Annotated in this window: 22 protein-coding genes; 15 read left to right on the plus strand and 7 right to left on the minus strand. The window is 62.1% G+C overall.

Translation table 11 applies throughout. From position 1 onward, the window contains the following. Positions 1-12 precede the first annotated feature (12 nt). Genes HF916_RS19530 through HF916_RS19540 form a run of 3 tightly spaced genes read left to right on the plus strand, consistent with a single transcriptional unit; the run spans position 13 to position 3,839 of the window. Positions 13-2,076 carry a flagellar biosynthesis protein FlhA gene (locus HF916_RS19530; protein WP_240975594.1) on the plus strand — a complete coding sequence of 688 codons (2,064 nt, stop codon included), beginning with the start codon at positions 13-15 and terminating at the stop codon, positions 2,074-2,076. Positions 2,077-2,112: 36 nt separating this feature from the next. Next, positions 2,113-3,417, plus strand: coding sequence for a FliI/YscN family ATPase (locus tag HF916_RS19535; protein ID WP_240975599.1), 1,305 nt, complete (start codon positions 2,113-2,115; stop codon positions 3,415-3,417). Further along, positions 3,414-3,839 carry a hypothetical protein gene (locus tag HF916_RS19540; RefSeq protein ID WP_168790497.1) on the plus strand — a complete coding sequence of 142 codons (426 nt, stop codon included), beginning with the start codon at positions 3,414-3,416 and terminating at the stop codon, positions 3,837-3,839. Before HF916_RS19535 ends, HF916_RS19540 begins: the two co-directional genes overlap by 4 nt. A gap of 103 nt (positions 3,840-3,942) precedes the next feature. Here HF916_RS19540 and HF916_RS19545 read toward each other — a convergent pair whose 3' ends face one another. From HF916_RS19545 to HF916_RS19565, 5 genes are all read right to left on the minus strand, one after another. Further along, a complete protein-coding gene (locus HF916_RS19545; RefSeq protein ID WP_168790498.1) occupies positions 3,943-4,692 on the minus strand; it encodes a DUF1521 domain-containing protein in 750 nt (249 codons plus the stop codon). 959 nt (positions 4,693-5,651) lie between these two features. Further along, a complete protein-coding gene (locus HF916_RS19550; protein WP_166678947.1) occupies positions 5,652-5,822 on the minus strand; it encodes a hypothetical protein in 171 nt (56 codons plus the stop codon). Positions 5,823-5,952: 130 nt separating this feature from the next. Continuing rightward, positions 5,953-7,098 (minus strand): substrate-binding domain-containing protein, encoded by a 1,146-nt coding sequence (locus tag HF916_RS19555; protein WP_168790499.1) that lies wholly within the window; start codon positions 7,096-7,098, stop codon positions 5,953-5,955. Positions 7,099-7,177: 79 nt separating this feature from the next. Beyond that, positions 7,178-8,179 carry an ABC transporter permease gene (locus tag HF916_RS19560; RefSeq protein WP_168790500.1) on the minus strand — a complete coding sequence of 334 codons (1,002 nt, stop codon included), beginning with the start codon at positions 8,177-8,179 and terminating at the stop codon, positions 7,178-7,180. Then, entirely contained in the window at positions 8,176-9,786 is a 1,611-nt protein-coding gene (locus HF916_RS19565; RefSeq protein ID WP_168790501.1) for a sugar ABC transporter ATP-binding protein, read from the minus strand. The genes HF916_RS19560 and HF916_RS19565 overlap by 4 nt, the downstream gene beginning before the upstream one ends. A gap of 251 nt (positions 9,787-10,037) precedes the next feature. Between HF916_RS19565 and deoC the strand changes: the two genes are divergently transcribed. From deoC to HF916_RS19600, 7 genes are all read left to right on the plus strand, one after another. Beyond that, on the plus strand, positions 10,038-11,048 hold the full coding sequence (deoC, locus tag HF916_RS19570) for a deoxyribose-phosphate aldolase (RefSeq protein ID WP_168790502.1): 1,011 nt from the start codon (positions 10,038-10,040) through the stop codon (positions 11,046-11,048). Positions 11,049-11,064: 16 nt separating this feature from the next. After that, positions 11,065-13,458, plus strand: coding sequence for an aldehyde dehydrogenase family protein (locus HF916_RS19575; protein WP_168790503.1), 2,394 nt, complete (start codon positions 11,065-11,067; stop codon positions 13,456-13,458). 180 nt (positions 13,459-13,638) lie between these two features. Continuing rightward, complete coding sequence (gene rbsK / locus HF916_RS19580; RefSeq protein WP_168790504.1) at positions 13,639-14,625, plus strand: ribokinase; 987 nt, start codon at positions 13,639-13,641, stop codon at positions 14,623-14,625. 34 nt (positions 14,626-14,659) lie between these two features. After that, positions 14,660-15,715, plus strand: a complete 1,056-nt coding sequence (locus tag HF916_RS19585; RefSeq protein WP_168790505.1) for an ABC transporter permease — start codon at positions 14,660-14,662, stop codon at positions 15,713-15,715. 159 nt (positions 15,716-15,874) lie between these two features. Then, positions 15,875-16,879 (plus strand): autoinducer 2 ABC transporter substrate-binding protein, encoded by a 1,005-nt coding sequence (locus tag HF916_RS19590; RefSeq protein WP_168790506.1) that lies wholly within the window; start codon positions 15,875-15,877, stop codon positions 16,877-16,879. Positions 16,880-16,956: 77 nt separating this feature from the next. Next, a complete protein-coding gene (locus HF916_RS19595) occupies positions 16,957-18,516 on the plus strand; it encodes a sugar ABC transporter ATP-binding protein (RefSeq protein ID WP_168790507.1) in 1,560 nt (519 codons plus the stop codon). Positions 18,517-18,531: 15 nt separating this feature from the next. Then, a complete protein-coding gene (locus HF916_RS19600; protein WP_168790508.1) occupies positions 18,532-19,590 on the plus strand; it encodes an ABC transporter permease in 1,059 nt (352 codons plus the stop codon). A gap of 66 nt (positions 19,591-19,656) precedes the next feature. On the opposite strand, the gene HF916_RS19605 is transcribed toward HF916_RS19600, so the two are convergent. After that, complete coding sequence (locus HF916_RS19605; RefSeq protein ID WP_168790509.1) at positions 19,657-20,382, minus strand: DeoR/GlpR family DNA-binding transcription regulator; 726 nt, start codon at positions 20,380-20,382, stop codon at positions 19,657-19,659. A 378-nt stretch (positions 20,383-20,760) separates the two neighbouring features. After that, positions 20,761-21,201 (minus strand): hypothetical protein, encoded by a 441-nt coding sequence (locus tag HF916_RS19610; RefSeq protein ID WP_168790510.1) that lies wholly within the window; start codon positions 21,199-21,201, stop codon positions 20,761-20,763. 213 nt (positions 21,202-21,414) lie between these two features. Between HF916_RS19610 and HF916_RS19615 the strand changes: the two genes are divergently transcribed. The 5 genes from HF916_RS19615 (at position 21,415) to HF916_RS19635 (ending at position 25,959) form a co-directional block, all read left to right on the plus strand. Next, positions 21,415-22,788, plus strand: coding sequence for an alkaline phosphatase family protein (locus HF916_RS19615; protein WP_168790511.1), 1,374 nt, complete (start codon positions 21,415-21,417; stop codon positions 22,786-22,788). Positions 22,789-23,330: 542 nt separating this feature from the next. Further along, the gene (locus tag HF916_RS19620; protein WP_168790512.1) at positions 23,331-24,029 is read left to right on the plus strand and encodes an energy transducer TonB; all 699 of its coding nucleotides are present in this window, start codon (positions 23,331-23,333) and stop codon (positions 24,027-24,029) included. 75 nt (positions 24,030-24,104) lie between these two features. Next, positions 24,105-25,019 (plus strand): MotA/TolQ/ExbB proton channel family protein, encoded by a 915-nt coding sequence (locus HF916_RS19625; RefSeq protein ID WP_168790513.1) that lies wholly within the window; start codon positions 24,105-24,107, stop codon positions 25,017-25,019. Between the two features lie 27 nt (positions 25,020-25,046). Next, positions 25,047-25,472 (plus strand): ExbD/TolR family protein, encoded by a 426-nt coding sequence (locus HF916_RS19630; RefSeq protein ID WP_168790514.1) that lies wholly within the window; start codon positions 25,047-25,049, stop codon positions 25,470-25,472. A gap of 58 nt (positions 25,473-25,530) precedes the next feature. After that, positions 25,531-25,959 (plus strand): ExbD/TolR family protein, encoded by a 429-nt coding sequence (locus tag HF916_RS19635; protein WP_168790515.1) that lies wholly within the window; start codon positions 25,531-25,533, stop codon positions 25,957-25,959. The last annotated feature ends 19 nt before the right edge of the window (positions 25,960-25,978 follow it).

Raw genomic sequence — 25,978 nt, forward strand, 5'->3', positions numbered from 1 at the left:
ATGATGAAAAATATGAAGTTGGGCAATATCGATGTGCCGGGCTTGATCGCGCGTCACGCCGATCTCGCGGTCGGGACCGGCATGCTTAGCGTGCTGATGTTGCTGATTTTGCCAGTTCCGGCGTTCGTACTCGATCTGTTTATTTCCGTGAGCTTCACCGTCAGCTTCGTCATGCTTGCAGCGACGATCTACGCCACCAAGCCGGTGGAGCTATCCAGTTTTCCATCTCTGCTGCTCGTGACGACCTTGCTGCGGCTCGCCCTTGCTATCGCGTCGACCAAGATGATTTTGCTGTACGCGCACGCGGGAAAGATCATCGACGCGTTTGGTGAAATCGTGGTCGGCGGTAACGTGGCAGTCGGCATGGTGGTCTTTGTCGTGTTGTCGGCGATCCAGTTCATTGTTGTCGCAAAAGGGGCCGACCGGGTCGCGGAAGTGTCGGCGCGGTTTACGCTCGACGGCATTCCGGGCCGTCAGATGAGCATCGACGCTGATTTGCGCGGCGGCTTGATTGGTGCGTCCGAGGCGGGCCGGCTGCGTGGCGAACTGGAACGCGAAACCTATTTCTATGGCTCGCTCGATGGGGCGATGAAGTTCGTCAAGGGCGATGCGATAGCGGGACTCGTCGTTGCGCTCGTCAATATTGCCGGCGGTCTTGCCGTTGGCATCGCACAACGGGGCATGTCGTTCGGCGAGGCGCTGCACACGTACACGATCCTGACGGTCGGCGATGGACTTGTCTCGCAGATTCCGTCACTGATCGTTTCCATCTCGGCGGGTCTGCTGGTTACGCGTGTATCGTCGGGCGGCGGTGGCGGGAATCTTGGCGGAGACATCTTCAAACAGCTCTCGGCGCATCCACCCGCAATGGTGATGGCGGGCACCGCATGTCTTGCGCTCGCTTGCATTCCGGGTTTTCCTCATATCCAGTTCGTTCTCGCGGCGGCCGCACTCATTGGGCTGGCCGTCGCGATGATACGCCAGCGCGCGGCGGCAGGCCGCGCGGCGCGACCGAAGATGCCAGCGATGACACGCGACGGCGGAAACTACGTGCAGCGCATTCTCGACGACGTGGAACTCGGCACGAGTTCGCCGCTACGCGTGCGGCTTGGAAGCGCAGCCTGCAACGCGCTGAACGCGGCCGAACTCAACGGCCAACTTGCGCAATTGCGCCGTGACCTGATCGTGCGTTTCGGCGTGCCATTTCCGGGGCTTGTACTCCTGCGCGATCCACGTCTCGACGCAGATCGCTATATTGTCGATATCGACGACGTGCCGTTCTCCGGCGGCACGCTGCTAGCGGGACATGTGCTGTTGAGCGGCGACGCCGAGCGGGTGACGATGGAGGGCTTGGCCGGCTATCATCCGCGCGCGGAGAAATCGGTGTGGGTGCGGGCCGAGTCGGCCGCTGGAGTCGACGACACGCAGTTCATGAAATCGAGCCCTAATGGTGTGCTCTGCGCTCACTTGATGGACGTCTGCGAGAAGTGCGCGCCGTCCTTCGTCGGCACGCAGGAGACGCGCTTCCTGCTCAATCTCATCAACGCCGAGTTTCGCGAACTCGTGACCCTGGCACAGAAGGTGGTGACGACAGTGCAGATCGCTTCCGTGCTGCGCAGTCTGCTCGAACAGCGCGTGTCGATCCGTAATATGCGAGCCATTCTCGAAGCAATCGTCCAGGTGCCGGACGGTGAGCGCTCGCACGACCGGATGGTGCGCGATGCGCGCATCGCGCTCGCGCCCCAACTGGTGCGTTCATATGCGGATTTGAAGAGCTGGGAAGTACAAGCCGCCGTGCTCGAAGCTTCCTGGGAAGCCGATCTCGAAGCGCAAATAGATCTTGGGCCCGACGGCGAGCCGCGGTGCGTGCTCGACGCCGACCGTCTGGAAAGTTTGCAGCGAGGCTTCGCCGCACGACGCGACATGGTGCGCCTTGTGGTGACAACGGCTGTATTGCGTCCTCACCTAGAGCGCATTCTCCGCACGCTGGGTATGCGGGCCGACGTGCTCGCGATGGAGGAAATCCCTCTCGACGAGTATCGCGTCCGCGTGATCGCGACGCTTGCGCCAGGCTGATCGGTGCCAAACATGGACAATGAGATGAAGACGTTGATGTCAGTGCCACCACTGCTTTCAGGCCGGCCCGTGTTGAGCGCGCGGATCGTCGAAGCGCGTGGCGTTATCGTGCGCGTGGTGGGTGCTTCGTTGCGCATCGGCGAAATGGTCCGGCTCGTGCGGTCCGATATGCCAGAACCGCAGATCGGGGAGGTGGTGGGCTTTTCGCAGGAGGGGGCGCTGGTCGTGCCGCTGGACGGACTGGTGGGATTGTCGGACATCACGCAGGTGGAAGGCTGCGGGCTCAGTTGGGGACGCCTTGATGCGCTCGCGATGCTTGGCCGGGTGGTCGATGGGCTGGGCCGGCCGCTCGATGGCGGCGTAGCCCCGAAAGCCGCGAGTTCGCAGCAGTCAATGGACATGTTGTCGCATATCAATCCGCTCGACCGCCCAGTGATTTCGACGCCGTTCGCGACGGGCGTGCGGGCAATCGATGGTCTCTTGTCCTGCGGAGTCGGTCAGCGAGTCGGCATCTTTGCGCCGGCGGGCGGTGGCAAGAGTACGCTGATGGGCATGATTGCGAACGGGGCGACCGTCGATGCCATTGTTGTCGCACTGATTGGCGAGCGCGGTCGCGAAGTGGGCGAGTTCATTCACGATCACCTTGGCGCGCGGGGCGCATCGTCGGTTGTAATTGCATCGACGTCCGAGCGGCCTGCGGCGGAGCGCATCAAGGCGGCCGAACTGGCTTGCCGTGTAGCGAGCGATTTGCGCGCCGAGGGAAAGCACGTTTTGCTGCTGTTCGATTCCCTGACGCGCTATGCGCGGGCACTGCGCGAGGTGGGTCTTGCGGTTGGCGAGCCGCCCGTGCGGCGAGGCTATCCACCGCGCGTTTTCGCCGAGTTACCGCGCCTGATCGAGACCGCGGGGCTTACGCGACAGGGCGCGGTCACCGCGTTCTTCACGGTGCTGGCCGAAGACGAGGAGATGTCGGATCCTGTCGCGGAGGAGGCCCGCTCGTTGCTCGACGGCCATATTCAGTTGTCGGGGCGCCTCGGCGGGGCGGGACATTATCCGGCCATCGACGTGTTGAAAAGCAAGAGCCGCGTGATGTCACGGGTGACGAGCGGCGCGCATCGAGATGATGCCAACCGCGTGCGCGGCTGGATGAGCCGATATCAGGAAGTGGAACTGCTGCTGCAGATCGGCGAATATCGGCGCGGCAATGATTCGGCGAGCGATCTCGCGATCGACCGGCATGAAATGATCGAGCGCTTTCTGCGTCAGCGTCACGACGAGTATTCCGGCTGGGAGACGACGATTGCGTTGCTGCGCGCGCTTTGCCGTGGATCGCGCGAATGACGGACGCGAAGCAGATGCGGCTGTGGTCCTTGCTTGCCAAGGTGCGGCGTTTGAGAGTCGAGCGCAAGCGCCGACGTTTGAATGAGGTTCGCCTTGAAGCCCAGCGCGCGACAGCTGAATCCGTACGACAGAGAGAAGCGATTGGACAGCACGAGGCTAGACGCACCGAAATTCTCGCTGCATATCCGACCGCTAACAGAGCGGCGCCGTTGTGGCGCATGGCGTTGCATCGGCATGACTCCAGCAGGTTCGCGCTCGAAGAGGCACTGCGCAGCGCGCTGCACACCGAACGGTTGGCGGAGGCGCGGGTCGCCGCCGCATCACGTGCGTTGCGGCGGGAGATGCTCGGGGAGGAGGACGCGTGTACGCGGGTGCGGCGGATCAAGGCTGCACAGCACCAGGATGAGGGTCCTGATGATTGATGGTCAGGCAGCAAATCGAGCGATCTGTCGTCCAGCTGTACGCGCGCGTCGCATTCGACGTCAATAAAGGAAGAGTCGCCGTGTCCGGCGACCCTCGCTACGATTAGTGCTTCTTGTAGTCTGCCGCGGTCGGCGCGTGGCCCGTCTGCGGATCGATCCAGCCCTTGCCATTCCGGTTCTCAACAAGCGAATAGCCGTCCGGAGTTTGTGCATCGAGCCGGCGGCCGTTGCCTGTGTGCTGCACGGTGAGCGGATTACTGTCCTTCTCGCTCAGGCCGTTGACCATATAAGCGTCGTTGCCTTTTGTAATCGTGAGCTTGTCGGCGTAGCTGACATTGCCTTGCCCCTGCGTGCCGATGGTCACCTTCGTGCCATCAGACAGATTGAGCGACAATGGGCCATTGAACATGTTCGAGGTGCCGTTGCTGTCAATGTGTGGGTCACCCCAGACTTTGGTCGTGTCGCCGGTCTTCTTGTCCGTCAGAAGCATCGAAGAGTCCTTCTTGTTCAGATCGAGCTTGTAGTCACCAAGGTTGATGGTCGACTTGTTGTCCTTGACCTGCGTATTGCTCCAGTTGTCCTGCCGACCAACGCACCGGTCCGACCGACCGTTCCCGCGGGAGGATGTGTTTCCGAAACTTTCCCGAACCCGCGTGCTGTTGAAACTGAACGATTGCTCGAAACCGCGGTTCGATGTGGCCTGTTGAAAGCTGGACATCGACATCGACATCGACGATGACATCCCGTTGCGCGTTTGCGAGTGCTGCTGCGAAAAGCTCGTTGAATCAAACTGGTAATTCTGCAGGCTCCCAGAAGCGGGCCCGAACAACGCCGGGCTGAGCGGTTGAATCATGGCTTGCTGCTGCGAGGTTCTGTTCGCCATGAAGGAGGATTGCATATCGCTGAACGATGCGTGAGAGCGGCTATCGAATGTTGCTTGCATGGATGGTTCCTCAAATGTTTGATTCGTCAATCGGGAAGGTTGTTCCCACGTCGTGGCCGAACACGTTCACAGCTGAACGACCACGCAAGCCAGTCTAAAGTCCGATAGCACCTCGTATGCACTACATAGATAACGCGATACGAAAGAAGTCAGGCAAGTTGAATGTGACGGGTGATCGACCACAATTGCCGGCTCGCATGAGGTGGCTTTGACTGTGCGGGCAAAGACGGCATCAACCCAGTCCCTCTGCTTCGGGTTGGTGGGCTGCACCAGAAAGAAGGGCGTGGCATGAACACGCTTGCTGGTCTTCGTGCCTGGCGTCCGTGGAATCGCAAAGCAGCATCGGGTAGCGAGAGATTCGCTGGTCAGTGAGCTATTGAGTCAGGGGCAATCCGTCGAGGAGGTCGCCAGGAAACGGGGCATAACTCCTGAGTATGTCGGGTGCCTGCGCCAGGGCGTGCCCGAAGGTACCCACGGCATCCATCTGAACTCCCGAGACGGGGCTGTGGCGGAAAATATGTTTCGGAAAGGCAATACGAGAGAAGACGCTGCAACACCCGCGCCAGCAACGCCTCCCGCAGCAACACCTCCACCAGCCGCCGTAGCGCCAAGTGGAGCCGACAAGCTCGAAATTCGAAAGCTTGCGAGGGACCGACTAAGCCCCTCGTTCATCGCCCAGTTGCTTGAAATACCATTGGAAGCAGTCAACAAGGGCCTGCTTCGAGCGTGATCGTCCGCAGCGGCTGACCTTCATGCTTGATGGCCTTGCTCGCCACTTTATCGGATCTGTCGGGCCCATTTGCACCAGAACCCAGCGGCGCAGGCGGAACCGGCTTCGAATTGAGGCCACTGGCGACAGATTGCCGATGCTACGGCCGATCGCGGCTGCGGGCCCGTGTCGCGCCGGTGATGACGGCGACGCCGAGCAGAATGACTGCCACGATGGCAATCGTATGTTGCGCGACGTGCATGGCCATCAATCCCCATGACACGCCGCCGATCAGAATGATCCAGCCAACCAGGTAAATGAGCAGGGTCATCTTTTCTCCTCGTTCGAGCCGACGTAGTAGGTCTATCGAGTAGCACGATTCGCGCCCGACGCCGGCTTGTCGCGCCGGCGTTCAGAAGCAGAAGGAGAACAGTGCGATGACGAAGCGTGGCTCGTCCGCCTCAACCGCAAGCCGGGGCGGCCTTCTTGCACGCATCCGCCAGTTGCGGCGGCGGGTCTTTCTTGAACACCGTCTTATAAGATTCGAGCACGTTTGACTGAACCACCGGCAACGATTGCACACCGATCCACGCCGGCGGGGTCTGGCCGATCAGCGCCTTCATCATCGCCATGGCTTCGGCGACGCCTTGATCGTACGGACGCTGCGAACCGGTCGCCTTCAGCGGTCCGCCCTTGGCGATTTCGATCGCGGACTGAAGTCCCAGATCGACCGTCGTCATGGGAATCGTCACGCCTTGCGCGCGCATCGACGTGAGCGTGTCCAGCGCCGGCTGATCCCACACGGCGAACAGACCCTTCACGTCCGGATTGCCGGTGAGGAAGTCGCCCGCGATCTGGCCGACTTTAGACGGGTCCGTGAAGGCGACCTGCTTGATCTTGATGTCCGGACGATTTTTCTTCAGCCAGTCGTTGACGGCCTTGGTGCGTTCCGTCGTGCTGAAGTAGTCCACGCCGAAATTTACCAGCCCGACCGTCGCGCCCTGCGGCACGCACGAGGCGAGCACTTTCGCCGCGATCTGGCCGTTGCCTTCACTGTCCGCCGAGATCATCGACGAGTATTCCTCCGGATGCTTCAGGCCGGTCGGCACGTTGTCCATGAACACGAGCTTGATGCCGGCCGCGGACACTTTCTTGTAGGTGGCGGCCGTCGCCGTGCCATCGACCGGAATCGAGATGATGCCGTTCGGGTGGCGCTGGATCGTGTTCTCGATATCGGCGATCTGCTTGTCGACCTGATATTCCGCCGACGCCGTGCCGATCACTTCCACGCCGTACTTCTTCAGCGTATCGGTGATGCCTGCCACCTGTAGTTGCGACCAGTCGAGATTCATGGTCTGCATCGAAATGCCGACCTTGAACTTGCCGGCCTTGATCTTGGCGATGTCGGCGTCGGTCAACTTCACGGCATCCACCGAGGCGGCTTTTTCGCCGTTCGGTCCTTGCCCGACAATGCCCTTCGGTCCGATCGAGCCAGCGGGTATGCCAGCCACGCATTGCGCGTAAGCACCCGAGGAAGCCAGACAAGCGACAGCGGCCGCCGCCATGACACTGGCTAACGCTATTCTTGAACCACGACGTTGTTTCATGTTTCTCCTCCGTTGGTCTTCATGTCTGTGCTTCACGTCTTCACGTCCGAACTGCTTTGTTTCTTGCCTCGCTTCGTGCCTATTTCCTGGTAAAGGCAACCGCCGCAACGATGATCACGCCTTTAATCACCAACTGCAGCGACGAACTCACGCCGAGCAGCACCAGCCCGTTATTGAGCGTGCCGATGATCAGACTGCCGAGCAGCGTGCCCAAGACGAAACCGCGTCCGCCGAACAGACTGCAGCCGCCGAGCGTGACCGATGCGATCACATCCAGTTCCATGCCTTGCACAACGTCGGGCCGCGCCGCATGCGAGCGCGCCGAGAGCACGAGCGCGGCGAGTCCGGCCAGCATGCCGGTGAGAATGAAGGCGAGGGTGGTCACGCGCCGCGTGTTGATGCCCGAATACAGCGCGGCCGTCGGATTGCCGCCCGCCGCGTAGATCTGCCGGCCGAACACGCTGTAGTGCAGCAGCAGAATGCCGGCGATCACGGCGAGCAGCGTCCAGATGATCGGCACCGGCACGCCGAAAATGTCGCCCTCGCCGAAGATCGCGATGAACGAGTCGTTGTCGATGATCACGGGCTTGGTGGTCGTCACCATCAGCGCGAGTCCACGCGCGGCGCTCAAGGTGCCGAGCGTGACGAGAAACGAAGGAATGTTCACGCGCGTGGTCACGATCCCATTGATCGCGCCGACGATCGCGCCAGTGCCGATGCCGGCGATCGCGCCGATGACCCAGTTGTTGCCGACATACGCCATCGCGAGCGCCGCGGACATACCCGACAGCGCCAGCGTCGACCCCACCGACAGATCGATCTGCCGCGCGATGATCACGAAGGTCATGCCGATCGCGATGATCGAGACGAGCGCGGTTTGCCGGCCGATATTCAGGAAGTTGTCGATGGATAAGAACCACGGCGACGCGAAGCTGAACACCACCAGCAGAATCGCGAACGCGGCATAGAGCGCATAAGGCCGGTCGCCTTGCAACAGAGCTTGCGCGATGCGCCGCATACGGCTTTTCTGCGGCGGCGATGCCTGCCGTTCGGCCGTCAGCGGCGAGACAGATTCATTCATGTTGCGGACGCCTCGAGGGAAGAACGGGAAAGTTGGATCAGGTGATGCAGTGCTTCGGCGTTGGCGAGTTCCGCGCGCTCGACGGTATTGACGATGCAGCCGTCCGCGACAATCGAAATCCGGTCGCACAGGCGCAAGAGTTCATCGAGGTCCGAGGACACGACGAGCACGCCGGTGCCCGCCTGCGCCGCGTCGTTCACCACGCCGTAGATTTCCTCGCGCGCGCCGACATCGACGCCGACGGTCGGTTCATCGAGCATGAGCAGCTTGGGGCGCGGATGATTCCACTTCGCGAAGACCACTTTCTGCTGATTGCCGCCGGATAAAAATTTGACCGCGGTGGATGAATTGGGCGCCTTCACGGCCAGTTCTTTCATGGAACGCTTCGCCTGCTGAACGGCGGCCTGACTGCGCAGCCATCCCCAGCGGGAAAAATGCGGCAAGTGTGGCAGCGTCAGATTGCGTTCGATCGAATGATCGAGCACGAGCCCTTCGAGGTGACGATCCTCTGGCACCAGCGCCACGCCGAGTTGAATGGCCTCGGCGGGTGTGATGCGTGAACGCGTTCGACCGTCGAATTCGATGCTGCCGGCGTCGACGGATCGAAGGCCAAAGATGGTTTGCAGAATCTCGGTGCGTCCGCTGCCGATCAATCCCGCGAGCCCGTGGACTTCGCCGCGGCGAAGCACGAGGTCGACGTGATGCAGGCGGTCGTTGCTGACGTTCGATAACTTGAGCACGGGCGCAGCGCGGGTATCTTCTTCAGATGCCGGCAACTCGCTTGCCGTTGTGGCAACCGTGCCATCGCCCACCGCCGTTTTCTGCCGTGCCTGCAACGCGGCATGAGCGGGGCCGACGATCGCCGCCACCAGTTGCTTCATATCCGTTTGCGCTGTCTGGAATGTGCCGGCATTCGCGCCATCGCGGAATACGGTCACGCGCTGCGAAATCCTGAACACCTCGTTCAACCGATGCGTCACATAGATCACGCCGACGCCGCGAGCCGTGACCGCGCGAATCGCGTCGAACAGAATCTGCTCTTCGCCGCCGGTCAACGCGGACGTCGGTTCATCGAGGATCAGCACGCGCACTTCGCCCATCAATGCCTTGCAAATCTCGGTCATTTGCCGGTAGGCGAAGGGCAGCGAGCCGACCGGCGTCTTCGGATCGAGCGGAATGCCATGCGAGCGCAGAAATTCGCCGACCGTGGCCATGAGCTGACGGTTCTTCACAAAGCCCAGCCGCGTACGCGGCTCGCGGCCCAACATGAGATTGGCGCCGACCGAGAGCGATTCGACGAGACTCAAATCCTGATAGACCACGGCGACACCTGCGTCACGCGATTGCGCTGGAGAGTCGAACGCGACTTTCTGGCCGGCGATTTCGATGACGCCGTCGTCGTACGCATGCACACCGCTGAGGATCTTGATCAGCGTGGATTTGCCCGCGCCGTTTTCGCCGAGCAGGGCGTGGACTTCGCCGGGCAAGACTTCGAGGTTGACGCCGCGCAGCGCGTGCACGCCACCGAATCGTTTGGTGACGCCCGCAACACGGATCAATGGAACCTGAGGCGATGACGCGGCCGCGACCGCAACCGGCTCACTCATCTGGCATGTCTCCTTCGTCCACGCGACGAATTTCTTTTCTTTGTATCAGGCTATCCGGCCGGAACCGTGTTGTGATCTTCGCATCATGAATATGGTGCGTCAATAACATTCACGGGCGTTCGCCGGGCTCATCCGCTTGATGATGTAACGATTGCTCGCAAAGCTTGTTATGATTCTATCAATCGTTGTAGCATAAGTGCGAACAAATTGTCGGCGGCTGTTGTGCGTCGCATCATATTTTCGGATGTCTTATGCCAGAAGCCCCATTGCAGTCTTCATCGGTCGTCGCGCTGCGCGGCATACCGATCATCCATCCCGAGCGCAATCCCGGCATGCCGTTCGACGCCTCCTGGCTCGACGGCTTGCGCGTCAATCAGTCGGCGGTTGAGCGGCGCACCGCCACGCTCGGTACGCGCCGCAGCGTCAAGAAAGATGCGCAGGCGGCCTGGCTGCTGAAAGCCGTCACCTGCATCGACCTCACCACGCTCAACGGTGACGACACCGAAGGCCGCGTGCGGCGGCTCTGCGCGAAGGCGCGGCAACCGGTGCGCGCCGATCTGCTCGAAGCACTCGGCATCGCGCCGCAAGGCATCACGACAGGTGCGGTGTGCGTGTATCACCGCTTCGTCGCGGCGGCGGTCGATGCGCTGCACGGCAGCGGCATTCCGGTCGCCGCGGTCTCTACGGGTTTTCCTGCGGGACTGATTCCGCATCCGTTGAAGCTGAAAGAGATCGAGGCGTCGGTCGCGGACGGCGCGCAGGAAATCGATATCGTCGTCACGCGTGAATATGTGCTGACCGGCAACTGGCAGGCGCTCTACGACGAAGTGCGTGACTTCCGCGCGGCTTGCGGTCCGGCGCATCTGAAAACCATTCTCGCCACCGGCGACATCCGCACGCTCTCCAACGTGGCGCGCGCCTCGATGGTCTGCATGATGGCCGGCGCCGACTTCATCAAAACCTCCACCGGCAAGGAAGGCGTCAACGCGACGCTCGACGTGTCGCTCGTGATGGTGCGCATGATCCGCGAATACCAGGAACGCACCGGCGTGCTGATCGGCTTCAAGCCGGCGGGCGGCGTATCGACTGCGAAGTCGGTGCTGTCGTATCAGATCCTGATGAAAGAAGAACTCGGCCGTGCGTGGCTCGAACCGGAGCTGTTCCGGATCGGCGCGTCGAGCCTGCTGGCCGATATCGAACGCCAGCTCGAACATTACGTGAGCGGCCGTTACTCCGCTTTCAACCGTCACCCCGTAGCCTGAACAGAAGACCGATCCCATGAGCGTAGCCGAGTATTTTTCATCGATGGAGTACGGTCCCGCACCCGAGGACGATCAACCCGCGCGCGCCTGGCTGGCGCAGCATGAGGGCGGCTTCGGGCATTTCATCGGCGGTGCGTGGCATGCGCCCGCGGCGGGTGAACGGTTCGCGTCGAACGCGCCCGCGACCGGCGAGCAACTCGCGCAGGTCGCTCAAGGCGACGCGGCCGATATCGACGCCGCAGTCGCCGCCGCACGCGCCGCGCAGCCGGGCTGGCTCGCTTTGGGCGGCGCAGGACGGGCACGGCATCTGTACGCGCTTGCGCGCATGGTGCAGCGTCATAGCCGGCTGTTCGCCGTGCTTGAAGCGCTCGACAACGGCAAACCCATCCGCGAAACGCGCGATATCGACGTGCCGCTCGTCGCGCGTCACTTTCTGCATCACGCGGGCTGGGCGCAGTTGCAGGAGAGCGAGTTCGCGGATTACGCGCCGCTCGGCGTGGTCGGTCAGATCGTGCCGTGGAATTTCCCGCTGTTGATGCTCGCGTGGAAGATCGCCCCGGCCATTGCCATGGGCAACTGCGTCGTCCTGAAGCCGGCTGAATACACGCCGCTCACGGCGCTGCTGTTCGCCGAACTCGCGCATCGCGCCGGCTTGCCGGCCGGCGTGCTGAACGTCGTCACCGGCGACGGGCGCACCGGCGCCGCTTTGGTCGAACATCCGCAGGTCGACAAGATCGCCTTTACCGGTTCGACCGAAGTGGGCCGGCTGATCCGTTCCGCGACGGCCGGTTCGGGCAAGTCGCTGACGCTCGAACTCGGCGGCAAGTCGCCCTTCATCGTGTTCGACGACGCGGATCTCGACGGCGCAGTCGAAGGCGTCGTCGACGCGATCTGGTTCAACCAGGGGCAAGTCTGCTGCGCGGGCTCGCGGCTGCTCGTGCAGGAAGGCATCGAAGCGCGTTTCATCGCCAAACTGAAACGGCGCATGGAGACGCTGCGCGTGGGCACGTCGCTCGACAAGAGCATCGATCTCGGCGCGATCGTCGATCCGGTGCAGCTCGAACGTATTCAGTCGCTGGTGGAAACCGGCCGGCGTGAAGGTTGTTCGGTCTGGCAGTCGCCTGACACGACGCTGCCTTCTAACGGCTGCTTCTATCCGCCGACGCTCGTCACCGGCGTAGCCCCGGCTTCCACGCTGGCACAGGAAGAAATCTTCGGGCCGGTGCTGGTGACGATGAGCTTCCGCACGCCCGACGAAGCGATCGCGCTCGCCAACAACTCGCGTTACGGACTTGCCGCGAGTGTGTGGAGCGAAACCATCGGCCGCGCGCTCGATGTCGCGCCGCGCCTCGCTAGCGGCGTCGTCTGGATCAACGCGACGAATCTGTTCGACGCGGCGGTCGGCTTCGGCGGTTACCGCGAATCAGGCTATGGCCGCGAAGGCGGGCGTGAGGGCATCTACGAATATCTGAAGCCGCGAGCCTGGCTCAAGCTTGCGGAGCGCCGCACGGCGGCCCGGTCCGCTGCGAGCAACGCTGCCGCGCTCGACCCGTTGTCCAACGTCACCTCGATCGACCGTACTGCGAAGCTGTTCATTGGCGGCAAGCAGGCGCGTCCCGACAGCGGCTATTCGCTGCCGGTGCATGCGCCGGACGGTACGCCCGTCGGAGAAGTCGCCGCGGGCAATCGCAAGGACATCCGCAACGCCGTCGAAGCAGCGCGCGCCGCGCAGAAGTGGTCGCAGGCGAGCACGCATAACCGCGCGCAAGTGTTGTTCTATCTGGCGGAAAACCTGGCCGTGCGCACGGAGGAATTCGTGCTCCAGCTTATCGCGCGCAACGGTGCGACGGAAGCAGCGGCGCGTGCCGAAGTGGATGCCTCGGTGCAGCGTCTTTTCACGTACGCGGCGTGGGCCGACAAGTTCGACGGCGCCGTGCACACGCCGCCGTTGCGCGGCGTCGCACTGGCCATGCATGAGCCGCTCGGCGTGATCGGCATCGCCTGTCCGGACGAAGCGCCGCTGCTCGGCTTCGTTTCGCTGGCGGCGCCCGCGCTGGCGATGGGCAATCGCGTGGTGGTGCTGCCGAGCGAGGCGTCGCCGCTCACGGTCACCGACTTCTATCAGGTGGCCGAGACGTCCGATGTGCCCGGCGGCGTGCTAAACATCGTCACCGGCGAGCGTGGTGCGTTGCTGCCCGCGCTCGTCAAACACGACGACGTCGACGCGGTCTGGTGCTTCGGCAGCACGGCGGATTCGACGCTGGTCGAGCGCGAATCGGTCGGCAATCTAAAGCGAACGTTCGTCGATCACGGCCGCCAGTTCGACTGGTTCGACCGTGCCAGCGAAGGCCGGCCGTTTCTGCGCCAGGCCGTGCAGGTGAAGAACATCTGGATACCGTACGGAGATTGACCGGATTATCCGGCAACTGTACCGAACGTCTTGAAGACACGCACGCCAACCAGAAAATGGAGGAGACAACGTGCTGAACAATCTGGATTTGCTGTTGCACACAGCGGTGTTGTGCGCATGTGAAGCATCGACTCAAAGCCCCTTGAATCAGGCTGTTTATTTGCAACAAGGGGAGCGCGCATGAACACGGCTACGCAACCAAACGCAAAGGGACGCGTCGTCATTCTCGGCATCTATGTGACCGATCTGACGTTTCGCGCGGACCGCATGCCGCAGATCGGCGAGACCATCGCGGGCTCGGCGTTCGCAATGGGGCCGGGCGGCAAGGGCTCGAATCAGGCGGTCGCGGCCGCGCGTGTCGGTGCGGACGTGGTGTTCTGCACCCGCATCGGCAACGACGCGTTCGGCTCCATCGCACGCGCCACGTGGGCCGCTGAAGGCATCACGGCGCGCGCGTCGGTGATTGACGGCGTCTCGACGGGCGCGGCGCATATTTTCGTCGACGATAACACCGGCATGAACGCGATCATCGTCGCATCCGGCGCGGCCGGCACGATGGAAGCCGCCGACGTCGACGCGATCGAAGCCGACATCGCCGCCGCCCGCGTGTTCGTCACGCAACTCGAACAGCCATTAGAGGCCGCGCGCCGCGGGCTGGAAGTGGCGCGCAAACACGGCGTGATCACCGTGTTCAACCCGGCGCCCGCCATGCCGCTCGACGACGCCATCTTCCCGCTGTGCGACTACATCACGCCGAATGAAACCGAAGCGACCGCTTTGACCGGTGTGCCGATCGCGAATGCCGACGACGCCCGCCGCGCCGCCGACGTATTACTCGCCAAAGGCGTCGGCACGGCGATCATCACGCTAGGCGAGGGCGGCGCGCTGCTGCATTCGGCGAATCAATCGCTGCTCGTGCCCGCGTATCACTGCGGCCGCGTGGTGGAAACCGCCGGCGCCGGCGACGGCTTCACAGGCGGCTTCGCGGCAGCGCTCGCACGCGGCGACGACGCCATCACCGCATTGCGTTTCGGTTGCGCGCTCGCCGGTATTTCGGTGACGCGTCCGGGCACGGCGCCTTCCATGCCGACGCTCGACGAAGTGAATCAAGTGCTGAGCCAACCAGGCCAGCCGAACCAGCCGGCCGGCATCTCCCAACCATCCTGACCGTTTGCGAAGCCTGAAGGAGCGTGTCGTCACCATGAAGTCTGCGTTCACCGCTGGAAAACTGTTCGGCGACCGGCAGCTGAATTTTCTGCTGATCGTCAACGTGCTCGTCGTGCTGGTCGCGACCTGGCTCTCGCGCGGTCAATTCGTCGACATCGATAATCTGCAGTCGATGGGCGGCCAGTTGCCCGAGCTGGGCCTGCTCGCGCTCGGCATCATGCTCTCGATGGTGTCGGGCAACGGCGGCATCGACCTGTCCGGCGTCGGGCTTGCCAACCTGTCCGGCATGGTCGCCGCGCTGATCGTGCCGCGCTTCGTCAACGGCGACGACTCGCCCGCGCTCTACACGTCGCTGTTCTGCGTGATCGTGGTGGTGATGGGTTTGCTCGGCGGAATGCTGAATGGCGTGGTGATCGCGCGCCTCAGACTCACGCCGATTCTCTGTACGCTCGGCACGCAGTTGCTGTTCACCGGCTTCGCGGTGGTGCTCAGCAACGGCGCGTCGGTGCATGTCGATTACGTGGACCCGTTGTCGAACATCGGCAATGGCACAGTGTTTCAGGTGCCGATCGCGTTCTGCATCTTTATCGCCGCGGTGATCGTGCTGGGATGGCTGCTCAAGCGCAGTCCGTTCGGCCTGCGCCTCTATCTGATGGGCACCAATCCGAAGGCGGCGTTTTATGCCGGCATTCCGCGCGCGCGCATGCTGATCACGACCTATGCGATGTGCGGCATGCTCGCGTCGCTGGCCGGGTTGATCAGCGCGACGCATACGTCGAGCGCGAAATGGGACTACGGCAACTCCTATCTGCTGATCGCGATCCTGATCGCGGTGATGGGCGGCGTGAATCCCGCCGGCGGACACGGCCGCATCATCTGCGTGTTTTTTGCCGCGACGGTGCTGCAGTTTCTCTCCAGCCTGTTCAATCTGATGGGCGTGTCGCAGTTTTTCGGCGACTGCGCGTGGGGGTTTCTGTTGCTGCTGTCGCTCGCGTTTGCGGGTGGCGAACGGGTGCGTGCGATTTTCGGCTTCGGCGGTGGAAGTAGCGCGGGTGCTTCGAGTGCGGCAACTTCGGCGCCCAAGCGTTAGAGGTGCCGCAAGGTTCGCTACCGGTCGGACTCGTGCGTTTCGCCTTGCGCACTTAAGCGCAGGCAGGCACGGAACAAAGTTTCAGTACGCGGCGGACAACGAGCCCAGGCTGTCCGTGACGGTGAAGTGGGCGACATCGAACGATAAAGGAGACATCGCATGAAATTGACTCGACTGGGTGCCGCGCTTGCAGCAGGCGCGCTGACGGTAGGCGTAATCGCTGCCGCGCAGGCTGCCACGAACGAAACGATCGTCACGGTCGTCAAGGTGACCGGCATCAACTGGTTCAACCGCATGGACGACGGCGTCAAGCAGTTCGCCAAAGACAACCCCAACATAAACGCGTATCAGACCGGCCCCGGCCGTGCGGACGCGGCGCAGCAACTGAAGATCATCGAAGACCTGATTGCCAAGAAGGTCACGGCCATCGCCGTGGTGCCCTACGATCCGCCGACGCTCGAACCCGCGCTGAAGAAAGCGATGGATCGCGGCATCAAGGTGGTCACGCATGAAGCGGACAACGCCAAGAACACGATGGTCGACATCGAGGCCTTCGACAACACCGCCTATGGCGCCGGCCTGAACGAGCGTCTCGCCTCGTGCATGCACGACGACGGCAAGTGGGCCGTGCTGGTCGGCTCGCTCGGCAGCCGCTCGCAGGTGCAATGGGCGGACGGCGGCATCGGCAACGCCAAGGCCAAGTATCCGAAGATGAACCTGGTCGAGCCGAAGCTCGAAACCAATAACGACGGCGAGCGCGCCTATGAAGTCGCCAAGGAAGTGCTGCGCAAGCATCCGGACCTGAAGGGCTTCCAGGGCTCGTCGTCGCTCGACGTGATCGGCATTGGCCGCGCGGTGGAAGAGGCCGGCATGCAGGGCAAGATCTGCGTCTACGGCACGGGTCTGCCGACGGAAGCCGGCAAGTTCCTCGAAAGCGGCGCCGTCAACGGCATCGCGTTCTGGGATCCGAAGCTCGCCGGCATCGCGATGAACAAGGTCGCGCAGATGCTGGTGGAAGGCAAGACGGTTGAAAACGGCGCGGACCTCGGCATTCCGGGCTACACGAAGGTGACGGTCGCGAAGGGTCCGGGCAAGGGCATCATCGTGCGCGGGCAGGGCTGGGTGAACGTCGATAAGTCGAACTACAAGCAGTATCCGTTCTGAACTTTGCGGCTTTTAGTTTTTGTTTCATGTGTCATGGCGTCCTCGAAAGGGGACGCCTCAACCTGCGACCCGCTCCAATGAATCAAGACGCAACCTCACCTGAGTCACCGCAGTCTGAAGCGTCGCAGCCGTTTCTGGAGGTTGTCGGCGTGCACAAGCGCTTCACCGGCGTGCATGCGTTGCGCGGCGTGAGCCTGTCGTTCGAGCGCGGTCAGATCTATCACCTGCTCGGCGAAAACGGTTGCGGCAAGAGCACGCTCATCAAGATCATCTCCGGCGCGCAGCCGCCCGACGAAGGTGAACTCATCATCGAAGGCGTGCGGCATGCGCGGCTCTCCGCGCTCGAATCGCTCGCCGCCGGCATCGAAACTGTTTACCAAGATCTCTCGCTGCTGCCGAACATGAACGTGACCGAAAACGTCGCGCTCACGTCCGAGCTGGCGATGCACGCGGGCAAGCTGGCGCGCACCTTCGACCGCCGCGAGCTGGCGCGCACGGCGGCGCGCGCGCTCGAAGCGGTCGGCTTGCCCGGCAACGCGGAGTTTCAGGCGACGCTGATCGAGCAATTGCCGCTCGCCACGCGGCAACTCGTGGCGATTGCCCGTGCGATCGCCAGCGAGGCGAAGTTCGTCATCATGGACGAACCCACCACATCGCTCACGCAGAAGGAAGTCGACAATCTGATTGCCGTCCTCGCCAATCTGCGCTCGCAAGGTGTCACCGTGCTGTTCGTTAGCCATAAGCTCGACGAGTGTTATGCGATCGGCGGCGAAGTGATCGTGCTGCGCGACGGCCAGAAAATGGCGCAAGGACCGATCGCGCAATTCACCAAGCCGCAGATCAGCGAGCTGATGACGGGACGGCATCTGTCGAATGAACGCTATCGCGAAGGCGCCTGCGAGCCCAACGTCGTGCTCGATGTGCGAGGTTATACGCGCGCCGGCCAGTTCAGCGATGTGTCGTTCGCGCTGCACGGCGGCGAGATTCTCGGCATTACCGGTCTGCTCGACTCGGGCCGCAACGAACTCGCGCGCGCGCTCGCGGGCGTCGCGCCGGCGCAATCCGGGCAGGTGATGCTCGACGGCAAGGCCGTTGCATTGCGCACGCCCTCGGACGCCAAGGAGCATCGCATCGGCTATGTGCCGGAAGACCGCCTGAACGAAGGGCTCTTTCTCGACAAGCCGATCCGTGACAACGTGATCACCGCGATGATCTCCAGCTTGCGCGACCGCTTCGGCCAGATCGACCGTGCCCGTGCGCAGGCGCTCGCGGAGCAGACGGTGAAGGATTTGCAAATCGCCACGCCGGGTGTCGACAAGCCTGTGCAATCGCTGTCGGGCGGCAACCAGCAGCGCGTGCTGATCGGCCGCTGGCTCGCCATCGACCCGCGCGTGCTGATCCTGCATGGACCGACGGTCGGCGTCGACGTCGGCTCGAAGGACATCATTTACCGCATCATGCAACGCCTCTCGCAACGCGGCATCGGCATCATTCTGATCAGCGACGATTTGCCGGAACTGCTGCAGAACTGCGACCGCATCCTGATGATGAAGAAAGGGCGTGTGGCTAGCGAATACCAGGCCGACACGTTGAGCGAAGCCGATCTGTATCACGCGCTGCTTTCGGAAGCCGCATAAAGGACGTTCCCATTTATGAACTCGCGCATCGATTCGCGCCTGAACCAGACCATGACCACCCCGACCGTCGTCGAAGTCGCCCCCGAGGTCAAGCCGCCGAGCTTGCGGGCCAAGCTCGCGCGCAATCCCGAATGGTTCACCCTGGCATTGATCGCGGTGACGTGCCTGATTGTCGGTGCGATCAATCCGCGCTTCTTCCAGTTAGCCACGCTGTTCGACCTGTTGCATTCGGCGACCACGATGTCGCTGTTCGCGCTGGGCACGCTCGTAGTGCTGGCGTCCGGCGGGATCGATGTGTCGTTCACCGCCATTGCCGCGCTGACGATGTACGGCATCACCAAGGCCGTCTTCGCGTGGTGGCCGGATGCGCCGTTCGCGTTGATCCTGATCACGAGCGCGCTCGGCGGCGTCGTGCTCGGCATCGTCAACGGGCTGCTGGTGCACCGTCTGAAAGCGCCTTCTCTGATCGTCACGATCGGCACGCAGTATCTGTATCGCGGACTGTTGCTGACGTTCATCGGCACGACGTTCTTCATGAACATTCCGCACAGCATGGATCGCTTCGGCCGCATTCCGCTCTTTTTCTATCACACCGCTGATGGCTTGCGCGCCGTGCTGCCGGTGTCGGTCGTAGCGCTGGTGGCGGCCGCGCTGGTCACGTGGTGGCTCCTGAATCGCACGATGATGGGACGCGGCGTCTATGCGATGGGCGGCAGCCTCGCGATTGCCGAGCGGCTCGGCTACAACCTGCGCGCGATCCATCTGTTCGTATTCGGCTATACCGGCATGCTCGCCGGCATCGCGGGCATTCTGCACGTGTCGAACAACCGGCTCGCCAATCCATTCGATCTGGTGGGTACGGAACTCGATGTGATCGCTGCTGTGATTCTGGGCGGCGCGCGCATTACGGGCGGCACGGGGACGGTGGCCGGCACGCTGCTTGGCGTGGTGCTGGTCACGCTGATCAATAGCGTGCTGATTCTGGTGGGCGTGCCGAGCACCTGGCAGAAGGTGATTATCGGCGCGTTTATTCTGATCGCCGGGACGCTGTTCGCCTTGCAGCGCAAGAACTGAAGACCTGGATCTGCGGCCTCCGCGTTGCGAGCGGGGGGCCGCAAATGCAGAGGCGAGCAAGCGCGCCTAGCGGCGCTTGCGGTGCTCCTGGCCTTTCTCGGTGATGATGGAATCGAAGTCGTCGACTTGCGAGAAGCGCACGGCTTTAACGACGCCGAACTTGCTCTGGTCTACCACCAGATGCCGCTCGACTGCGCTCGCCATGGCCGCCTGTTTGAGCGCGACCTCATGAAAATTCCAGCACGTCACGCCGCGCGCCGCGTCCACGCCGCCGGCCGAAATGAACGCCTTGTTGATGCCCATGCGACGCAGCATCTCCAGACTTTCTTCGCCCGCGAACGAATCGGAAGAAGGTACATAGACGCCGCCCAGCAGAATCATCCGCACATTGGGTTTGCGACGCAAAATCTCCGCGACGTTCAGCGAATAGCACACCACCGTGACATGCCGCTCGACCGGAATGAGCCGGGCCAGTGTGGTGAGCGTCGTGCCGCAGTCGATGAACAGCGTCTCGTTGTTGCCGATGAGTCCCGCCGCGATCGCCGACGCCTCGGCTTTGGCCTGTGCAAAGTGGTCTTTCTCTTCTTCGAGTGAGTAGCCGGCGTTATTGGGGACGTCGGTCGCGCTGACGATATAGCCGCCGAGATACGTGAATCGCTCGGGACTGCCGGCGATGTCGCGCCGGACAGTCATTTCCGAAACGCCCAGCAGGCCGGCGGCGTCGCGCAGACGCATCACGTTTTGCCTGCCCAGTGCATCGGCAAGGGCGCGGAGGCGGTCGGGTTTCAGCATGGAGATCCTGTCGCGCAGTGAGGAAGGGCGTTATGTTTTGTTCGATTTGGTGAAAGAATTATAACAAGAGGCGGTGCGCACGGCGAGCGAGATCGACGCCGACGCACCCGATGTCATGCGTATTTCTGTCATTCAGTTGGGTTAAGTGCAGCTTACATTCACGGCTCAAACTTAATCCCAAAGAGGACACAATCCGTGAACCACTCCTACCGCATCGCGGTGATCGGCTGCTGCATGGCCGTCTCTGCCTGTCTGCGAATACCAGTTTCGCTGCGTCAGACGCAAGCTCGTCTTCATCTGTCACGCTCTCCGGCATCATCGACACAGGCGTCGAATTCCTGACCAGTGCCTCATCCACCAAAGGCCAGACTCACGACGTCACGCGCCTGACCTCCGGTCTTCGAGTTTGCTCTTGGCTTTCGATGAGCTGCCGCTGACATCCGTCTTCGTCGAGGTCGTTTCGTTAGCCGAACCAAACTTGAATTCGATGTTGCGGCCGCTACTGTCGTCGCGTTCGCGCATTGAATAGCCGGCTTGTTTCACGGCGCACGTACCCGGCGAATCATAGTAGAGCACGGTACGATCGTTATCGGCGGCGAAGCTGCCCGTGACGGTGCGGTCGAAGCCGTTTGCCGCGAGACTCGCTTGCAGGTCGGTGAGAAAGCGGTTGGCCGTGGCAGCCGGCTGGCTCGCGAAATCCGCGGGATTGAGCGGTACCTTATATTCGCGGCTGCCGACGGACGGCGTGCCCGCGTGCGAGACGCTGCTGGCGAACAGCAATGCAACGGTTCCTGCATGATGCCATCTAATCTTTGTCATTTCGGTTCTCATGGATTGAAAGGGTACAGCCCCTTCAATTCATGGGTCGCTGAGTGACAGCAGCATGTTCGACAGAGAGGTGAACTCGACGACATTCGGCACTTCACACCGTGGCCTCAGGGAATTACCTGAGACGCGAAAGCCATGGTTTTCGCCTACCTTTTCCGATACTGAATCGGTTTGCGGCGAATGCCGGGTGCTCAAGGAGCTTCAATGACTGCTTTGGACCAGATTGACACCATCGTGATCGTCATGATGGAAAACCGTTCCTTCGATCACGCACTCGGCTATCTGAGCCTGAACGGCAGCCAGGTCAACGGCCTTTCCGCAGATCCGGCGTGGCAGGCGAACTTCATCAACGCATACAACGGCAAGCAATATCCCATTCATGCATTGGGTCCGACTGGACCGGCCATCTCGGATCCGCCTCACGACCGCGCCCCGATCGCCACGCAGATCAACACGCCGTGTGTGCCGGGAGGATGCCCGGAACTCGGCGGATTCGTGCAGAGCTATGCCACCCGCACACCGGCACCGTCGAATCTGGCCGACGTGATGGGTTATTACGACGCTCGCACTGTGCCCACCTTCGACTTTCTCGCGAAACACTTCACCGTGTGCGACAACTGGTTTGCTCCGTTGCCCTCGGGAACTCAGGCCAATCGCCTGATGGCGATGGCAGGGACTAGCCTTATCAGCGACAACGTGCAAGGGTTGAGCTTTCTGCCCGATCAGCCACTTGCCTACGATTGGCTCCGCCAGCGCGGCATACCTTGGTGTGTCTATCAGTCGGGGAGCTTCTTTCCGTTCTTCAGCCTGATGAAGGATTGGCTTCCGGAAATCCTGCTGTCCTTGACCCTGCCGCTCAACGATGCAGGCGGCAACTTCCGGCGGTATTCGAGGTTTGCTCGTGACTGGCAGGGCAACAGCATTCTGCCGAAAGTAATTTTCATCGAACCGGAATATACCGACGGTCCTCATAACACCGCTAACGACGATCATTGTCCAACGGGGATGGCCGGAGGGCAGGCGTTCGTCGCCGATATTTACCGGACTTTGATTTCGAATCCGACCAGGTGGAATGAGACGCTGCTGATCGTGACGTACGACGAGCACGGCGGGTTCTTCGATCACATGGCGCCTTTGGACATTGCGGCCGACATCGCGGGATATTCCTTCAAGACCACCGGTCTGCGCGTGCCGGCTTTGCTGGTGTCGCCGTATGTCACGCCAGGCGGCGTCTTCTCGGGAAAACTCGACCACACGGCAGTGCTGCAGATGCTTGCGGAGAAGTTTGACTCGCAGAAGCAGTATTCCGCTGCTGTCAGCACTCGCAATGCGCAACTCGACCGGTTGGCGAGCGCTCTGAATAGTCAGCCTGTGGTTCAACCTCCGCCTGCGTTGGCGGGTGCGCCGATACAGGCCACGGCAGCTGCATTTAACGGGACGGTGCAAGCGGGAGTGTCGGATACGACGCAGGCTTTCCATAATGTCGCGCTGCAGGTGGCAAGGGATCATCCGCAGTTGCTGACGTCGCCGCAGTGGACGGGGCTGGCGGAATACCTTTCTGTGTATGGGAAGCATTGAGGGAGAGGCCGTGCGATGACGGAACGCTTTCCGGGGCACGTTGAAACGAACGCTTCCTCGAAGCCGAAGGCGCCGACATCGCGCTGCGCAGCGCGTTCGCGCTTTATTCAAGGCTGATCGGACTCGGGTCTCATCGACTGCCCGAGATGGACGAGATCGCGACGGTTTCGCCTCAGTACCACGACAATCAATTGCGAGGCGCGGAAGGGCACAGGGAGGCGTGCAAGCTTATTCCCAATGCGAAGCTATTCGCTTCAATGTTGCCATGGGCGCGCCGCCTATGCCGCTTTGCCCATCTGCATTTGCCCACACCCCCGAAAACTCTGAGCGCGGAAGTCAGCATCGCGTGATCCGGTTCACTCCGATCTTTCTTATGCGTGCGCAGGAATCCAAATACGGAATTCTTTGTTCACTTCAATACGGCGTGCGGATAACGTATTTCACTTCCCATAGCGACGCGGCATAAAACGCCCGCGCTTCATTGCGCAAGGTTTCAGGAGATCGGTCGTGAGCAGTACAGGCTACAGCCACCGGAGTGATGCATGTCGACAGAGCTGATTTCCAGATCTGCGCCGTCGGGCGCAGGTCCACGCCAGTACGGGCGTCGCCGGCAGAATCCGGTTCGCCGTTACGCCGGCATCACCGTGGTCCTGCTACTGCACATCTTCTTCATCTGGGCGCTGACGAACGGCCTTGCGAACAAGGTCGTGCAGATCGTGCAGAAGCCGATCGAGACCAGGATCATCGAACCGATGAAACCGCCGCCGCCGCCGCCGATCCCGACGGTGAAACTACCGCCGCCGAAATTCACGCCACCGCCGCCACCGCGACCATTCGTGCCACCGCCCGAAGTGGCGGTGACGCCACCGCCCGCGCCGACGATCACGCATCAGGCCACGCCGGAGCCGACTCCGGTTGCCCCGACGCCCGCGCCTGTGGCACCGCCGGCGCCCGCGCCCGCCAAGCCGGTTAGCCACGTGATCGGCGTCGTGTGTCCGAACTCGGACGAGATTCGCCGCTCGATGGGCTATCCGCAGGAAGCGCAGGACAACAACATCACGGGCGACGTGACGATCTCTTTCGTGGTCGACCCGCAGGGGCGCGTGACCGACGAGAAGGTCGAGCAGTCCGCCGATCCGATCCTCGATCGAGCGGCCTTCGCCGCGGTGAAGAAGTTCAACTGTATTTCGCAAGGGCAGCCGGTTCGCGTCCAGGTGCCGTTCTCGTTCAACCTGAACTGAGCGTCGCGTGCGCGATCCTTGCCTGCCTTGATGCCAACTCACTCACTATCAATGACTGCACCGTCTGGAGCATGTATGAAGAAGCGTTCCTTTGCCGCCGTGGCGGCCAGCTTGCTGATCATGGTTACGCCCGTCAGCTTCCTTGCCGCGCCGCAGGCGGTTTGGGCCCAGGCAAGCGCGCCGGCCGTCTCTGTACCGTCCACTCCCGTTGCATCGAGTGCAGAACACGCCACAGCGACGTCGCAGCCGACCACGGCCGCCGACCAGCCGGTGCCGCCGCCACTTGCGGCGACCAGCACCGAAGTGACCAACCCGTACGGTCTCAGCGCGCTTTGGGCGAACGGCGACTTCGTCGCGCGTTTCGTGCTGATTCTGCTCGTGCTCATGTCGATGGGAAGCTGGTACATCATGGTCACCAAGTTCTTCGAGCAACTTCGGGCAAACCACCGCGCGAAATCGGCCGACGAGCAACTGTGGAGCGCGCCGTCGCTCGCCCAAGGCGCGGAGCAGCTCGACGAGAATTCGCCGTTCCGTTTTATCGCGCAGGTAGGGATCGAGGCCGGCAAGCACCACGACGAAGCGTTGCTCGAAGCGGTGGATCGCAACACCTGGATCGACGTGTCCATCGAGCGCGCCATTACCAACGTGTCGAACCGCTTGCAGGACGGCCTCGCGTTCCTTGGCACGGTCGGCTCGACGGCGCCGTTCGTCGGCCTGTTCGGCACGGTATGGGGGATTTATCATGCGCTGACCGCGATCGGCATCGCCGGACAGGCGTCCATCGACAAGGTGGCGGGCCCGGTCGGCGAAGCGCTGATCATGACGGCGATCGGCCTCGCGGTCGCGGTGCCGGCCGTGCTGGGCTATAACTTCCTCGTGCGTCGCAACAAGTCGGTGATGGAACGCGTGCGTGCCTTCGGCGCGCAGTTGCACACTGTCCTGCTGCCGGGCACGAAGCGCCAGGTACGCGCGGTCGCGAACGCGCATTGAGCCACCCAACAGGCGGAGCTAGAAGCCATGGCCATAAACGTTGGACAGGATGGTCACGAGGATGAGGTGATCGCCGCCATCAACACAACGCCGCTCGTCGACGTGATGCTGGTGCTGCTGATCATCTTCCTGATCACGATTCCGGTCGTCACGCACACAGTGCCGGTGCAGTTGCCGAAAGAAACGGTGAATCCGTTGCAGTCGAAACCGGACAGCATCGAGATCGCGGTCAACAAGGACGGCGACCTGTTCTGGAACGAGAAGCTGGTCGATCGGCCGACCTTGCTCGCGCGGCTGAAAGTGGCGTCGGTGAAGCTGCCGCAGCCAGAGGTACATGTACGCGGTGACCAGACTACGCGCTATGAGTTCATCGGCCGTGTGGTCACGGCCTGCGAGCGTGCCGGGATTTCGAAGATGTCATTTGTTACTCAACCGCCGGCGCGCGGCGGTTAGATTTGCATGGGATCGGACTAAGCGCTAAAGCGCCAAGTCCGATCGACAGGAGACGACGATGGGAATGAATGTATCTTCGGGTGGCGGCAATGAACCGGAGGTGATGGTGGACATCAACACCACGCCGCTGATCGACGTGATGCTGGTGTTGCTGATCATGCTGATCATCACGATTCCGATCCAGATGCACTCGGTGAAGATGAACCTGCCAGTCGGCAAGCCACCGCCTCAAGCCGTGCCGCCGCCGGTCGTGCAGGTCGACATCGATTTCGACGGCACAATCAGGTGGAACGGCGCGCCGGTTGCGGCCGGCGCCGATCTGGAGAAGCATATGGCCGAGGTCGCGGCGCACACGGACCAGGCGGAGATTCATCTGCTGCCGAACAAGCTCGCGCCGTATAAGGACGTGGCCGCCGTACTGGCCGCTGCCCAGCGCGAAGGGGCGACGAAGATCGGGCTTATCGGCAATGAACAATATATGCAGTGAGCGCGTCTGAGCGGTCGTC

The organism is Paraburkholderia aromaticivorans (genome assembly GCF_012689525.1).
GTDB lineage: Bacteria > Pseudomonadota > Gammaproteobacteria > Burkholderiales > Burkholderiaceae > Paraburkholderia > Paraburkholderia aromaticivorans_A.